Source organism: Caballeronia sp. SBC1, from assembly GCF_011493005.1.
Lineage (GTDB): Bacteria > Pseudomonadota > Gammaproteobacteria > Burkholderiales > Burkholderiaceae > Caballeronia.
Genome location: NZ_CP049156.1, coordinates 3,810,061 through 3,824,219, shown reverse-complemented (window position 1 = coordinate 3,824,219; position 14,159 = coordinate 3,810,061). Strand labels below are relative to the sequence as shown.

The following is a 14,159-nucleotide window of genomic DNA, read 5'->3' as shown; positions in this document are numbered from 1 at the left end:
GTAAGGAAAAGGCAATTTAAATGAGCATCAATGTTATTCAGCTAGTACAGGGCGCTTTGACCGAAAGCGTGTTGCAACAACTCGCTACAAAATTGGGCGTCGCTCCCGAAGCGGCGAAGCGCGTGGTCGGCATGATCGCGCCGGCACTCGTCGGGTCGCTGATGAACAAAGCCGCATCGCCTGAAGGCGCGCGCAGCTTGTTCGCGTCGATCATGTCGCCGGATGCGAACGCCAATATCGTCGAAATGCTTCCGCAACTCGTCCACGGCGACGGCCTGCAGTCGTTGCTCGCGGCGGGTACGCGGCTCGCGACCGGCGTGGCATCGGAAGAGCGCGTGAACGCACTGAGCAATGCAGTGGCAGCGAAGACCGGCGTATCGGTTGGCGCCACGCATGCATTGGGCGGCATCGTCACGACCGCATTGTTCGGCGTGCTGAAGCATTACTTCACGAAGTCCGGCGGCAATGTGGGCCAGTTGCCCACGCTCCTCGGCCATCAGTTGCCAATGGTGAAGGCAAGCATGACGGAAGAAGTCGCCAGCGCGCTGGGTCTGGGCGGCGCGGGCAGTTTCCTGTCCGGCGTCGCGGCGCAGATGAAAGCGGTGTCGTCGCATCTTGAACACCCGTCAACTGTCGGCGCATCGTCCGGTATCAACCCTTCGCTCGACAAGATCGTGATGGAAGAGAAGGCTGGATCGAAGAAATGGTGGTGGCTGGCTGTCGCCGCCGCTCTTGCGTTGCTCGCGTTGCTGTTCGGCCGTAGCTGCGGCAACCAGACTGCAGTCGAACCGGCACCCGCTGCGGCTCCTGTTGCAGCGTCCGCCGCCGCGGCAGTGGTTTCATCGACTCCGGTGGTCGCTTCAGAACCCGCCCCGGCGTCGGCACCCGCTGCCGCACCTGCGCCTACCAAGGACGCACTGCTGACGTTCACCGTCGACAAGCTCGGCGCACCGACTATTCAAGCAACGGTCGGCAGCGAAGAAGAGAAGGCCAAGCTGCTCGCCGCACTGACGGCGAAGTTCGGCGCGGACCATTTGAACGCAACCATTTCCGTTGATCCGGACACCAAGCCGGCTAGCTGGCTCGACAAGCTCGACGGCCTGTTGCCGCTGATGCAATTGCCGGGCGCGGAAGCCAAGTTGTCGGGTGAGAAGATCGAGCTGAGCGGCTCGGCTGCCGACGTGCGCAACGGCTGGATGGACAAGCTGAAGACGTTGTTCGGCGCTGGCTTTACCATCGGCACGTTCGACGTCAAGCAAGCGGTCGAAAACGCGAAGGAATCGTTCATGAGCGCGTTCGCCTCGTTGAGCGATGATTGCTCGGCCGCCGATGTCGCCAAGGTGCTGAACCTGCAAGTCGTCAATTTCCGCACGGGTTCCGACGTACCGCCGCAAGACGCGCAACTGGCGTTGGCGAAATCGGCAGAAGTGCTGAAGGCGTGCGAAGCAAAGGGCAAGACCGTGAAGTTGAGCGTGGGGGGTTACTCGGACAATGTCGGCCCGGCCAGCACGAATCTGGCGCTGTCGAAGAAGCGGGCGGAAGCAGTTCGCGCGTTCCTCGTGAAGCATGGCGTTTCTGCTGATTCGCTGACGGCGCAAGGTTTCGGCGATGCCCACCCGATCGCCGATAACGCAACGGCCAGCGGACGTTTCGCGAACCGCCGGATCGACTTCGCTGTGCAGGAATGATCGACTGACCGGACGCCACGAAGGGTTCGGTACTAACGTAGCAACAAAAACACCCTGTCCCGCGCGAGCGAGACAGGGTGTTTTTTTTATGGCGCTTGGTGACGGGCTACCTTGGCGCGGCGTTGCGCACGCGCGCCGGAAATCGTTCAGCCGGGCCTTGCAGGAAGTCATCGCCGAGATTGGCCGGCAGTGTTTGCCGCACGACCTCCAGCCACGCCCGTGCCGCGTTCGACAAATAGCCGTTGCGCCGCCAGCCCACCGCCATGTCCCAATGAATTTCAGGCGCGACCACCGGCCGGCAGGTGAATGCGTTGACATCGAGCCGCCGGCAATACGGCGCCGGCAGTAACGCAATACCGACGCCCGCCTGCACCAACGCCGCCATGAAATCCCAATGGCCGCTACGCCCCACGATAGTCGGTGTGAACCCCGCTTCGCGGCACGCGGTGAGCACGAGATCGGACAAAGCCAGGCTTTCGCCGTAGAACACGAACGGCTCTGGCGCGAGATCGGCGAGCGTCACGTCCGCCACGGTATCCCAGCGCGAGCCTTTTGGCGCGACGAGCCAGAGCAGTTGGCGGCTGATCGGCAGTACGTCGAACATGGCGAGGTCGACTGGTTGCAGCACGCCGCCAAGCTCCAGTTCTCCGTCGATCAGCGCCGCCTCGATCGCCTTTGAGCCACGCTCGAAGAGCTTCAGCTCCACTTTTGGATAGCGCTTCTTGAATGTGGCAATGGCCGGCGTGAACAGCGATCCGCCCATGGGCGGAATCCCGATCGTGAGCGTGCCGCGCCCCAGTTTGCCGAGATCGTTGAGTTCGGCTTCGAGTTGCGCGTGCGCCGCAAGCACTTCCAGTCCGCGCTGATAGACGATCTGGCCGGCGTCGGTGAGAACCATCTGGCGGCTCTCGCGCAGCAGCAGTGGCGAACCTATTTCGTCCTCGAGCGACTTCACCATCTTGCTGATGGTGGGCTGCGTGACGAACATTTTTTCTGCCGCGCCGGTGAAGCTTTTTTGCTTCACGACTTCGACGAAATACCGCAACGATCGCAATTCCATACAAATCCTTGAATTCCAGATTGGAATGCATTTTATTAGTTTAAGTCATTTTTATTATGATGTGGCGCGCGCTATATTTGGGTGAAGGTTAACCCTTATTGGTGAGTTCAAAGGTCTGTCATGTCGCTTCCTGCCGACGTTTTTCCTTCATCAACAGGTTCCGCCAACGCGGGCGTTACCGCTCAGTCGCGTAGCGCGCTTGGCAAGTTGGTGCGCATCACGCTGCAGAGTGCCGGACTTGCCGCAATCTGGCTGGTTGCGGATTTCGTTGCACGCACCTTCCACTTGCCAGTGCCGGGTGGTGTCGTCGGGTTGCTGATGTTGCTCGCGCTGCTGTTCTGCGGCGGCGTTGCGCCGCACTGGGTCAAGGCCGGCGCGGACTGGCTGCTCACCGACATGTTGCTGTTCTTCATTCCGGCCACGGTTGCGGCCGTTCAGTACGGTGGGTTGTTCCGTGAAGACGGCTGGCGTCTGGCGCTGGTCGTGGTGGTCGGCACGCTGATGGTGATGGTCGCCGTGGCGTTTGCCGTGGAACGGGCTTCGAAGTTCGAACGCTGGCTGGAATTACGCCGCCTGACGGGCGCGCGGAGCGCTCGTCACGCGGCCCGCGCCTGACCGTTTTGGTGCTATCGCGATGACCTATTTCTACGACTTCCTATTCGCCGATGCCGCCGCGCGTCCGATCGCGGCGGGATGTTTCGTGCTGACCGTGGTGTTGTATTTCGCGTCGAAGCGACTTTATGCCCGTTTCCCGCGCCCCTGGCTCTCGCCCTTGCTGACGGTTCCGGCGGCGTTGGTGGCTGTGGTGCTGTGCGCGCGCATTCCGTACCCCGTTTATTTCGCCGATACCCGCTGGCTCATGTGGCTGCTCGGCCCCGCCACCGTTGCGTTCGCCGTGCCGATTTTCGAATATCGGCAATTGCTGAGGAAGCATTGGTTGTCGTTATCGGTGGGAGTGACGGTTGGGATTCTGGTGGCGGTCGGCGGTTCTTTGATGCTGGCGAAATTGCTGCATTTGTCGCCGGAACTGCAGCGTAGCCTCGCTACTCGATCCGTATCGACGCCATTTGCGCTCGCTGTCTCCGACAAGCTTCATGCGCCCAGAGATCTCACCGCGCTATTCGTGATCGCGACGGGCGTGGTCGGCATGCTGTTTGGCGAAATTGTCCTGGCGCTCATGCCTCTACGATCGCGCTTGGCCCGCGGTGCGCTTTTTGGCGCTGCGGCCCATGCCGTGGGCACGGCGAAAGCGCGCGAACTCGGCAGTGAAGAGGGCGTAGTCGCCAGCCTGACGATGATGATCGCCGGCGTCGTCATGGTGTTACTGGCTCCGGCATTGGCCTTTTTGCCTTTCTGAGGCGCGCGGGATTCTCGCCCGCGCATGAGGATTTACCGTGGGCGCGGGTAAAACAAAGCCCATGCTCAAACGCGCTTCCGTCATCCCAATTTGCTACAATCCCAACTCGCTTCGAGGAGCGTTGCGACGGCTTTCAACAACGAAGGCCGCCAGGCTCGAAGCATTCAATCGGACGGAGTGACAGCGCTTTCAGACCAGTAAGCGCTTGTTGAACCACCGCATCGAACGGCGCTCACGTCAAATTTCTATATTTTTCCATTAGAAAGGAGGGCGTGATGAACGCCGCAGTTCTCGATTCAAACTCGAACAAAGATTTCCTCGTCGCCGATATGTCTCTTGCTGCCTGGGGCCGCAAGGAACTGAACATCGCTGAAACGGAAATGCCCGGCCTCATGCAAACGCGTGAGGAATACAAGGCATCGCAGCCGCTGAAGGGCGCGCGTATTGCCGGTTCGCTGCACATGACCATCCAGACCGGCGTGCTGATCGAAACGCTGACCGCTCTCGGCGCGGACGTGCGCTGGGCATCGTGCAACATTTTCTCGACGCAGGATCATGCTGCCGCGGCCATTGCGCAAGGCGGCGTGCCGGTGTTTGCATTCAAGGGCGAATCGCTCGACGAATACTGGGAATTCTCCCACCGCATCTTCGAATGGCCGAACGGCGAATTCGCCAACATGATCCTCGACGACGGCGGCGACGCCACGTTGCTGCTGATCCTCGGCTCGAAGGCAGAAAAGGACCGCTCGGTCATTGCCAAGCCGGAAAACGAAGAAGAAGTCGCGCTGTACAAGTCGATCGCCGCTCACCTCGATATCGACCCGACGTGGTATTCCAAGCGCCTCGTGCATATTCAGGGCGTGACGGAAGAAACCACAACGGGCGTGCATCGTCTGTATCAGATGGAAAAGGAAGGGCGCCTGCCGTTCCCCGCCATCAACGTGAACGACTCGGTCACGAAGTCGAAGTTCGACAACTTGTACGGCTGCCGTGAATCGCTGGTGGACGGCATCAAGCGCGCGACCGACGTCATGATCGCCGGCAAGATCGCGGTCGTGGCCGGTTACGGCGATGTGGGTAAGGGTTGCGCGCAATCGCTGCGCGGTCTGGGCGCAACGGTGTGGGTCACGGAAATCGACCCGATCTGCGCACTGCAGGCAGCAATGGAAGGCTACCGCGTGGTGACCATGGAATATGCCGCCGACAAGGCCGACATTTTCGTGACCGCTACGGGCAATTTCCACGTGATCGGCCATGACCACATGAAGGCGATGCGTAACAACGCAATCGTCTGCAATATCGGTCACTTCGACTCGGAAATCGACGTTGCCTCCACGCGCCAGTACACGTGGGAAAACATCAAGCCGCAAGTCGATCACATCATTTTCCCCGATGGCAAGCGTGTGATCTTGCTGGCCGAAGGGCGTCTGGTGAATCTGGGTTGTGCAACGGGCCACCCGTCGTTCGTGATGTCGGCATCGTTCACGAATCAGACGATCGCTCAGATCGAACTGTTCGTGCACGGCGACAAGTACGAAAACAAGGTCTATGTTTTGCCGAAGCACCTTGATGAAAAGGTCGCGCGCCTGCATCTTGGACGCATTGGCGCTGAACTGACCGTGCTTTCGGACTATCAGGCGAACTACATCAGCGTGGACAAGATGGGTCCGTTCAAGCCGAACCACTACCGCTATTAATCGGTTATTGAGCGCGGCTGTGTTTTTGTAGCTCTCAGCACGCGCATGGGTTTGGAAAAGCCCATGCGCGTGAAACTTCAAGTACCAGGAGACCATCGATGTCCGTGCTGCTGACCTGGCTGATCAACGCGCTCGCGCTTTTGATCATCACTTACCTTGTGCCGTCGATTCACATTCGCAGTTTCGGCACCGCGCTGATCGTCGCGATCGTGCTCGGGCTGATTAATACGTTCCTGCGTCCGTTGCTGGTGCTGCTTACGCTGCCGGTGACCATTCTCACGCTCGGGTTGTTCATCCTCGTGGTGAATGCGCTGTGTTTCTGGCTGTGCGCTTCGTTGCTGAAAGGCTTCGAGGTGTCGGGTTTCTGGTCGGCGTTCATTGGCTCGATTCTGTACAGCATCGTGTCCTGGCTGCTGTCGGCGGTGATCCTCGGTCAGCGCAACTTCTAAGAACGCGAGTGCCTTGCGCGCGCGTTCAACTCTTCCCATGAAACCGATCGAACTCTCATTCGAGTTTTTCCCGCCGAAAACGCAGGAAGGAATCGAGAAATTGCGCGCGACTGGCGCGCAGCTCAAGACGCTCAACCCGAAGTTCGTCTCCGTGACGTTCGGCGCGGGCGGTTCCACGCAGCAAGGCACGCTCGATACCGTTGTCGAGATGATGAAGCAGGGACTCGAAGCCGCGCCGCATTTGTCGTGCATCGGGTCCTCAAAGGATAGTTTGCGGGGGATTCTCGGCGCGTATCGCGAGCATGGCATTCGTCACATTGTCGCGTTGCGCGGCGATCTGCCCTCGGGCATGGGCGAAGTCGGCGAGTTGCGGTATGCATCGGAACTGGTCGGCTTCATCCGCGCCGAGCATGGCGACTGGTTCAACATTGAAGTCGCGGCGTATCCGGAATATCACCCGCAGGCGCGTTCGCCCAAATCCGATATGGATAACTTCGTGCGCAAGGTGCAAGCTGGCGCGAATTCGGCGATCACGCAGTACTTCTTCAACGCGGACGCCTATTTCCGTTTCGTCGATGACGCCCGCAAGCTGGGTGTGGACGTACCTATCGTGCCGGGCATCATGCCGATCACGAACTTCTCGCAGTTGATGCGTTTCTCCGAGATGTGCGGCGCGGAAGTGCCGAAGTGGATTGCACGTCGACTGGAGAGTTTCGGTGACGATAAAGAAGCGATCCGCGCGTTTGGACTGGATGTAGTGACCGGTTTGTGCGAACGGCTGGTCAAGGAAGGCGCGCCCGGGCTGCATTTTTATACGCTGAACGGCGCAGCCGCGAGCAAGACGATCTGCGAGCGGTTGGCATTACCGGGAAAGTAACGACGCCTCGGCTTCTCGGGCGCCGCTGCAGGTGCAGCGAAATTTGAAGGCCGGCGATCGCGATTTGCAAATCGCGATCGTTTTTTTTCGTGGCAATGAAAACCGTCGGCAACTGACAATCTTCGTACGCGGCTAGGCGCGCACGCGAAACGCTAAGTGACGAGCAATTGTCAGTACCGGGTATTAGAAACTTTGACGACTCAAGCCGACAACCAAACACATTTTTGTGTTGTAAAGTACCGAACAAGTCAGGCCGCCCAGGCGATTTTTCAGCTGGGCAAACGCTGAAGGGTCAATGCTCGCTGAACTAGCTTGCCGACTTATTAACCGAGGCGTATTGCACCTTGCAACTTACCGTTACGAACAAAAAATCAGCAGCAGGCGGCCGCCAACGCGACACCGCCGCCGCAACCCGCGATACTCTTTGTGGCGCGGAAGAACGACCATCCGTAAAGCCCCTATCTCAAAAGGATTCGGGCGCGTATTACACCCCTGACGGAGTTGCCGAGACTCTGCTTCATTGGGCACTGCGCAGCGAGAGCGACAGGCTGCTTGATCCATCCTGCGGCGATGGACAATTCATTGCCGGACATCGCAATAGTGTTGGCATTGAGCAAGACCCGGCTGCGGGAAAACGAGCTTCTCAGCGTGCTCCCTGGGCATCGATTCACGAGGGGGATTTTTTCGAATGGGCATCGACCACGAAAGAGCGCTTCGACTGCGCGGCGGGTAATCCACCGTTCATTCGGTATCAAACTTTCAAAGGTGAAGTTCGAAACCGGGCCACGGCACTCTGTGCCCGGGCCGGAGCCCACTTTAGCGGCCTTAGCTCATCATGGGCGCCTTTTCTCGTTGCAACGGCAACGTTACTGAAACAAGGCGGCCGGATGGCTTTCGTCGTCCCGGCGGAAATCGGACACGCGCCATATTCGGCGCCCCTGATCGAGTATTTGGCGTCGCATTTTGCGGTACTGCACGTCGTAGCCGTAAAGGACAAGCTCTTTCCTGAGCTTTCGGAAGACTGCTGGCTGATTTTTGCCGAAGGCTTCGGTCAGAGCACGGCGGAAATTCGGTTCTCATCTATGCCGCGTTTCAAGCGGATGGGCGTACCGCCAAAGACGTTTATTGGCGTGTCAATGACCGACTGGCGTGCCTGGGGCTGTCGGCTTCGCCCCTTCCTGATGCATGCCAACGCTCGCAGGCTATACCGCGGTGTAGTGGAAGACGATAAAACGAAGCGCTTCGGTGAGTTGGCGAATATCGGCATTGGCTACGTAACAGGAGCCAACAGTTTTTTTCACCTGCGTCCGTCGGAGGCAAGTCGTCTTCGCATTCCGAAGCAATTGTTGCATCCAACTGTTCGCAACGGCCGCGCACTTCCGAAGCAACGGCTAACCGAGTCCACAGTAGGGGTCTGGAAAGAAAACGATGAGCCAATTTTGCTCCTACGCATGCCGAAGTCGGGATCGGTTCCCGCCTCGGTAGTGCGATATCTTGACTCCGAGGCTGGCGTCGTAGCGCGAGAGGCCTACAAATGCCGTGTTCGTGACCCTTGGTATTCAGTGCCCGACGTACAGATTCCCGATTTTTTCCTTTCATACATGTCGGGGCTGGAAGCTAATCTGGTTCGAAACGAGGCAGGGTGCACTTGCACGAACTCCGTTCATAGCGTTCGATTACGGCAAGGGGTCGATTCGTCGAATCTTCTCGATGTCTGGGAGTCGCCGTTTATCAAATTAAGCTCCGAGCTCGAGGGACACCCGCTCGGTGGGGGAATGCTAAAACTTGAGCCTCGCGAAGCCGGCCGAATTGCCTTCCCAGAGAAAGCGGCGCTCAAGCACGTGGACGCTGCCATTGTGGAAGAGGCGCTTATGACGCTGCGCGAGTGGAGACACTATGCCGCTGCGTAGAAATGCGATAAATGGCGACTCGCGAATCTGCCAATGGATAAACCAGAGGGAAGCGCTGCATCACTTTGCAACTTATGCTGGAATGACGCAAAGCCAGCAGCACATCAAACCTTTGCATTGGTATGTTGCGTGTCGACTGGTGCTTGAAGGGGGCTTCCATCCAGACGACATCACGCCTCGGCCGCCTTTTTCCGTGGTCACGCGGAGCGGCAGATCTTATTTGCATTTTGATCCGACCTTGGCGACCGGCTCCGAAAGAACGATTCTCGGGGGCTTGAAAACGAAAAACGTCGACGTGGTCGTGACTAAGGACGGGATTGGTCCGGTTTTGGCGATTTCATGCAAAGGAATGATGGGTGCGTTTCGCAACCTAACCAATCGCATGGAAGAGACCATCGGGGAATGCACGAACCTTCACATTACGTATCCCGCCATGGTGTTCGGTTACATGTTCGTGATACGTGCGAATCGTACGATGGTAGCTTTGGCGGAGGGTATCGAGTCGGCAGAGGCCCCCGCGCGCCAACTTCTCGCGAATGACATTGCGGTTCGAGAGGGTGGCGAACCTGTAGAGTCAATTTTCCGCTTTCATTCAGCGCTTCGAGAACTAACAGGTCGTCGTGGAATTCGAGATGATGTGAGCGGCTATGAAGCGGTCACGTTAGCGATGGTCGACATGGCGGAAGGCCGCGCCGGCTACATTCTCGGCGATTTCCCGCCTAAAGATAGTCCGCTTCGGATCGAGCAATTTTTTCAGGCGCTCTATTTGCGGTACGAGGAGCGCTATGTGTTTGGTGCCCCCGACTTAAAGGCAGTGACTCGCCGATTGGAATGGGCATCACGCTCGCCCGCCTTCGAAACAGCGTTGATTGACGAATCCCCATATCCAGTACTCGACTACGAAGTGCGCGTCGACGTGGAGTCGTGAGCCTCTTTGCTCTCGCCATAGCGCGACTGCAACTAGTCTAAAGATCGAATAACCCGCGCGGCATTCGCCGCGCGGTTCTCGTCGCGGTTTCCGTGTTTCCCCTCCCCCTGTTTAATTACCTTGAAACATTGTGCATAACGAAACATGATGGACTCATGTTTTCAACGCGCAACAATCCAGCATCGATAATTTCAATTTACATTTCTTTCGTGCTACGGTAGCGCCCGAATTTGCCGTCGCGCGTGAGTTTTCCGACAGGGCGTAGATCGATGAAAAACGCGCTGAATCGACCAAAAACCCCGATAACTCGAAGAAGTTAAGCGAAAACACGGCCTTTTCAACCCTGTCGCTTGGCTTGCCGGACGCACGGGCAGAAGCTATTTCCCATAGGGAATTTCGTCGCCTTGTTCCCCCCGGCAAAGCTCAGTAATATCGCGCTACGCTGGTTTTAGCCGGCACAGATCCTGGAGGAAACATGAAAAGAATTGGCCTGTTACGAGCCGCTCGTCTCTCGATGGCATTAAGCGCCGCCATCGCGGCATCGCTCGTAACCGCGAGCGTCGCTCATGCAGCACCCATTCCCAACAAAACGCTCGTCTACTGCTCAGAAGGCAGCCCGGCCGGTTTCGATCCCGCGCAATACACAACAGGTACGGATTTCACTGCAAACACCTTCACGGTCTACAACCGCCTCGTGGAATTCGAGCGCGGCAGCACGAAAGTGGAACCGGGCCTCGCGGAAAAGTGGGATGTCTCGGCCGATGGCCTGACCTACACGTTCCACCTGCGCCATGGCGTGAAGTTCCAGACCACGTCGTTCTTCAAGCCCACGCGCGACTTCAACGCGGACGACGTGCTCTTCACGTTCAACCGCATGCTCGATCCGAACCAGCCGTTCCGCAAGGCTTACCCCACGTCGTTTCCGTACTTCACGGACATGGGCCTGGACAAGCTGATCACGAAGGTCGAAGCAGTCGATCCGTACACGGTCAAGTTCACGCTGAAAGAAGTCAACGCGCCGTTTATCCAGAACATGGCAATGGAATACGCGTCGATCCAATCGGATGAATACGCTCAGCAACTGCTCAAAGCGGGCAAGGCAGCGGACATCAACCAGCAGCCGGTCGGCACGGGTCCGTTTATTTTCCGCAGCTACACGAAAGACGCGACCATCCGTTTCGACGGCAATCCTGATTACTGGAAGCCAGGCGCAGTCAAAATCTCGAAGCTGATTTTCTCGATCACGCCGGACGCCGCCGTGCGCGTGCAGAAGCTGAAGAGCAATGAATGCCAGGTGATGAGCTATCCGCGTCCAGCTGACATTGCACCGCTGAAGGCCGATTCGAACCTGGATACGCCGTCGCAACCGGGCTTCAACGAAGGCTACGTGGCGTACAACACGACGAAGAAGAACGTCGATAACGTCGAGGTGCGCCGCGCGCTGGATATGGCGATCAACAAGAAGGCGATCATCGACTCGGTGTATCAAGGCGCAGGTCAGGCCGCCACCGCTCCAATGCCGCCGACCGAATGGTCCTACGACAAGAACCTGAAGGTTCAACCGTACGACACCGCCAAAGCCAAGGCGCTGCTCGCGAAGGCAGGTTTCCCGAATGGCTTCGAAATGAATCTGTGGGCGATGCCGGTCCAGCGTCCGTACAACCCGAACGCACGTCTGATGGCCGAGATGATCCAGGCCGACTGGGCGAAGATTGGCGTGAAGGCGAATATTGTGACGTATGAATGGGGCGAGTACATCAAGCGCGGCCACGCAGGCGAACACGACGCAATGCTGATCGGCTGGACCGGCGACAACGGCGATCCGGATAACTGGCTCGGCACGCTGCTAGGTTGCGAAGCGGTCAATGGCAGCAACTTCTCGCACTGGTGCTACAAGCCATTCAACGACCTGGTGATCAAGGGCCGCAATACGTCGGACCAGGCGCAGCGCACGCAGGCTTATATGCAAGCGCAGCAAATTTTCGCTGATCAACTGCCGTTCTCGCCGATTGCTCACTCCACGGTCTATCAGCCGACGAGCAAGAAGGTGATTGGCATGAAGATCGAGCCGCTGGGTTACCTGCGTTTCGACGGTGTCGGCGTGCAGTAAGCTGGTAGCGGTACGCTTTATGCACCAAAACTATAACTAGTCGAAAAGGTCCGGCGACAAGGGTCACAAGCCCGAGTCGCCGGTCGCATTTTTCCTCCCCAAAGAGACGAACCATGTTCCGATTCGTTCTGCGGCGCATAGGTATGGTGATCCCGACGTTCATCGGCATTACGATCCTGGCGTTCGCGTTAATCCACCTGATCCCGGGCGATCCCATTGAAGTCATGATGGGCGAGCGCGGCGTGGATCCGGCAATGCATGCCGAAGCAATGAAGCGGCTCGGGCTTGACCTGCCGCTACCTGTTCAATATTTCCACTATGTCGGACACGCGCTGAGAGGCGATCTCGGCATGTCGATCATCACCAATACCAGCGTGATGGGCGAATTCCTGGCGCGGTTTCCCGCGACGCTCGAACTCGCGATCTGCGCGATGATTTTCGCTTTGGTGATCGGATTGCCGGCCGGCGTTGCCGCTGCGCTGAAGCGCGGCACGGTCGTTGATCACGGCGTAATGGGTACCGCGCTCACCGGTTACTCCATGCCGATCTTCTGGTGGGGTTTGATTCTCATCATGTTCTTCTCGGCCAAGCTCGGATGGACGCCGGTTTCAGGGCGTATCGCGGTGGAATACGACATTCCGCACCGCACCGGCTTCATGTTGTGGGACGCACTCTTTTCCACCGATGAAGGCGCGTTCAAGTCCGCCGTCAGTCACCTGATTCTGCCGACCATTGTGCTGGGCACTATTCCGCTCGCCGTGATCGCGCGTATGACACGCTCGTCCATGCTCGAAGTGCTGCGCGAGGATTACATCCGCACCGCACGCGCCAAAGGGCTCGCGCCGGGACGCGTGGTGATCGTGCATGCACTGCGTAACGCGCTCATTCCCGTGGTGACCGTGATCGGCCTGCAAGTCGGCACGCTGCTCGCAGGCGCCGTGCTCACCGAGACCTTGTTCTCCTGGCCGGGCGTGGGCAAATGGCTCATCGACGCTATCAGCCGGCGCGATTATCCCGTCGTGCAGGGCGGCATCCTGATGATCGCGACGCTCGTTATTCTTGTGAATCTGGTCGTCGACTTGTTGTACGGCGTGCTGAATCCGCGCATTCGCCACACGAGGTAAGCCCATGGCCGATATCCAAAACAATCCTGGGGCGTTGATCCCCGTCCCGAGTGGCCGATTCCTCGCCGGCCGCGAATTCTGGGCTAATTTCTCGCGCAATCGCGGCGCCGTAGTCGCTGGCGCGATCGTGCTGATCCTTGTGTTCATCGCCATCTTCGCGCCGCTGATCGCGCCGCATAGCCCGATCGAGCAATATCGCGACAACGTCAAGATTCCGCCGGCGTGGCTCGATGGCGGCAACTGGCGCTTCGTTCTGGGTACCGACGAAGCCGGCCGCGACATCCTCTCCCGCCTGATGTACGGCGCGCGGCTGTCGTTCTGGATCGGCTTTGTGTCGGTGGTGCTGGCGTTGATTCCGGGTATCGTGCTCGGTTTGTGCGCGGCGTTTTTCCAGAAATGGCTCGATACGCCGATCATGCGCATCATGGACGTGCTGCTCGCACTGCCTTCGCTGCTGCTGGCGGTCGCGGTGGTCGCGATCATCGGGCCGGGGCTGGTGAACACCATGCTCGCTATCGCGATCGTCGCGTTGCCGGGTTATGTACGTCTGACACGTGCCGCCGCACTGGGCGAATTGCAGCGCGAATATGTGACGGCATCGCGCGTGGCCGGAGCTGGCACTGTGCGGCTGATGTTCTCGCAAGTGCTGCCGAACTGCGCCGCACCGCTGATCGTGCAGGCGACGCTCGGGTTTTCATCGGCCATTCTGGACGCCGCCGCGCTCGGCTTTCTCGGCCTCGGCGTGCAACCGCCTGCAGCGGAGTGGGGCGCGATGCTCGCGTCGGCGCGGGATTACATCGAAAGTGCATGGTGGATCGTGACCATGCCCGGGCTTTCCATTCTGATTTCGGTCCTGGTGATCAACCTGCTCGGCGACGGGCTGCGCGACGCACTCGATCCCAAACTCAAACGGATGGCGTGATGGAACAACCCCCACGCTCACTTCATTCGCTGCCCCC

Annotated in this window: 12 protein-coding genes and 1 riboswitch; of the genes, 11 read left to right on the top strand and 1 reads right to left on the bottom strand. The window is 58.7% G+C overall.

Annotation, left to right across the window (positions count from 1 at the left end; genetic code table 11):
* The first annotated feature begins 20 nt into the window (after positions 1–20).
* Positions 21–1,688, top strand: a complete 1,668-nt coding sequence (locus SBC1_RS17100; protein WP_165988643.1) for an OmpA family protein — start codon at positions 21–23, stop codon at positions 1,686–1,688.
* Positions 1,689–1,794: 106 nt separating this feature from the next.
* Here SBC1_RS17100 and SBC1_RS17095 read toward each other — a convergent pair whose 3' ends face one another.
* Positions 1,795–2,748 (bottom strand): LysR family transcriptional regulator, encoded by a 954-nt coding sequence (locus tag SBC1_RS17095; protein ID WP_165988641.1) that lies wholly within the window; start codon positions 2,746–2,748, stop codon positions 1,795–1,797.
* 120 nt (positions 2,749–2,868) lie between these two features.
* On the opposite strand from SBC1_RS17095, the gene SBC1_RS17090 reads away from it, so the two are divergent.
* The 10 genes from SBC1_RS17090 to SBC1_RS17045 all read left to right on the top strand — a co-directional run bounded on the left by SBC1_RS17090 (position 2,869) and on the right by SBC1_RS17045 (position 14,122).
* Positions 2,869–3,363, top strand: a complete 495-nt coding sequence (locus SBC1_RS17090) for a CidA/LrgA family protein (protein ID WP_165988640.1) — start codon at positions 2,869–2,871, stop codon at positions 3,361–3,363.
* Between the two features lie 19 nt (positions 3,364–3,382).
* On the top strand, positions 3,383–4,105 hold the full coding sequence (locus SBC1_RS17085; protein ID WP_165988638.1) for an LrgB family protein: 723 nt from the start codon (positions 3,383–3,385) through the stop codon (positions 4,103–4,105).
* A 107-nt stretch (positions 4,106–4,212) separates the two neighbouring features.
* Positions 4,213–4,346, top strand: a riboswitch (S-adenosyl-L-homocysteine riboswitch).
* 34 nt (positions 4,347–4,380) lie between these two features.
* Positions 4,381–5,802: an adenosylhomocysteinase gene (ahcY, locus tag SBC1_RS17080; RefSeq protein WP_165092851.1), complete on the top strand. Its 1,422-nt coding sequence runs from the start codon at positions 4,381–4,383 to the stop codon at positions 5,800–5,802.
* Between the two features lie 98 nt (positions 5,803–5,900).
* Positions 5,901–6,251, top strand: coding sequence for a phage holin family protein (locus SBC1_RS17075; protein WP_165092850.1), 351 nt, complete (start codon positions 5,901–5,903; stop codon positions 6,249–6,251).
* A 37-nt stretch (positions 6,252–6,288) separates the two neighbouring features.
* Entirely contained in the window at positions 6,289–7,128 is an 840-nt protein-coding gene (gene metF, locus SBC1_RS17070) for a methylenetetrahydrofolate reductase [NAD(P)H] (protein WP_165092849.1), read from the top strand.
* Positions 7,129–7,472: 344 nt separating this feature from the next.
* Positions 7,473–9,038 (top strand): Eco57I restriction-modification methylase domain-containing protein, encoded by a 1,566-nt coding sequence (locus tag SBC1_RS17065; protein WP_206365973.1) that lies wholly within the window; start codon positions 7,473–7,475, stop codon positions 9,036–9,038.
* Positions 9,025–9,966, top strand: coding sequence for a hypothetical protein (locus SBC1_RS17060; RefSeq protein ID WP_165988636.1), 942 nt, complete (start codon positions 9,025–9,027; stop codon positions 9,964–9,966). Before SBC1_RS17065 ends, SBC1_RS17060 begins: the two co-directional genes overlap by 14 nt.
* A 475-nt stretch (positions 9,967–10,441) precedes the next feature.
* Complete coding sequence (locus SBC1_RS17055; protein ID WP_165988634.1) at positions 10,442–12,076, top strand: ABC transporter substrate-binding protein; 1,635 nt, start codon at positions 10,442–10,444, stop codon at positions 12,074–12,076.
* 113 nt (positions 12,077–12,189) lie between these two features.
* The gene (locus SBC1_RS17050) at positions 12,190–13,200 is read left to right on the top strand and encodes an ABC transporter permease subunit (RefSeq protein ID WP_165092845.1); all 1,011 of its coding nucleotides are present in this window, start codon (positions 12,190–12,192) and stop codon (positions 13,198–13,200) included.
* Between the two features lie 4 nt (positions 13,201–13,204).
* Positions 13,205–14,122 carry an ABC transporter permease subunit gene (locus SBC1_RS17045; protein WP_165988631.1) on the top strand — a complete coding sequence of 306 codons (918 nt, stop codon included), beginning with the start codon at positions 13,205–13,207 and terminating at the stop codon, positions 14,120–14,122.
* Positions 14,123–14,159 lie beyond the last annotated feature (37 nt).

Coding starts and splice junctions, on each gene's coding strand:
- SBC1_RS17100 (WP_165988643.1), top strand. CDS start 21: ATGAGCATCAATGTTATTCAGCTAGTACAGGGCGCTTTGACCGAAAGC.
- SBC1_RS17095 (WP_165988641.1), bottom strand. CDS start 2,748: ATGGAATTGCGATCGTTGCGGTATTTCGTCGAAGTCGTGAAGCAAAAA.
- SBC1_RS17090 (WP_165988640.1), top strand. CDS start 2,869: ATGTCGCTTCCTGCCGACGTTTTTCCTTCATCAACAGGTTCCGCCAAC.
- SBC1_RS17085 (WP_165988638.1), top strand. CDS start 3,383: ATGACCTATTTCTACGACTTCCTATTCGCCGATGCCGCCGCGCGTCCG.
- ahcY (WP_165092851.1), top strand. CDS start 4,381: ATGAACGCCGCAGTTCTCGATTCAAACTCGAACAAAGATTTCCTCGTC.
- SBC1_RS17075 (WP_165092850.1), top strand. CDS start 5,901: ATGTCCGTGCTGCTGACCTGGCTGATCAACGCGCTCGCGCTTTTGATC.
- metF (WP_165092849.1), top strand. CDS start 6,289: ATGAAACCGATCGAACTCTCATTCGAGTTTTTCCCGCCGAAAACGCAG.
- SBC1_RS17060 (WP_165988636.1), top strand. CDS start 9,025: ATGCCGCTGCGTAGAAATGCGATAAATGGCGACTCGCGAATCTGCCAA.
- SBC1_RS17055 (WP_165988634.1), top strand. CDS start 10,442: ATGAAAAGAATTGGCCTGTTACGAGCCGCTCGTCTCTCGATGGCATTA.
- SBC1_RS17050 (WP_165092845.1), top strand. CDS start 12,190: ATGTTCCGATTCGTTCTGCGGCGCATAGGTATGGTGATCCCGACGTTC.
- SBC1_RS17045 (WP_165988631.1), top strand. CDS start 13,205: ATGGCCGATATCCAAAACAATCCTGGGGCGTTGATCCCCGTCCCGAGT.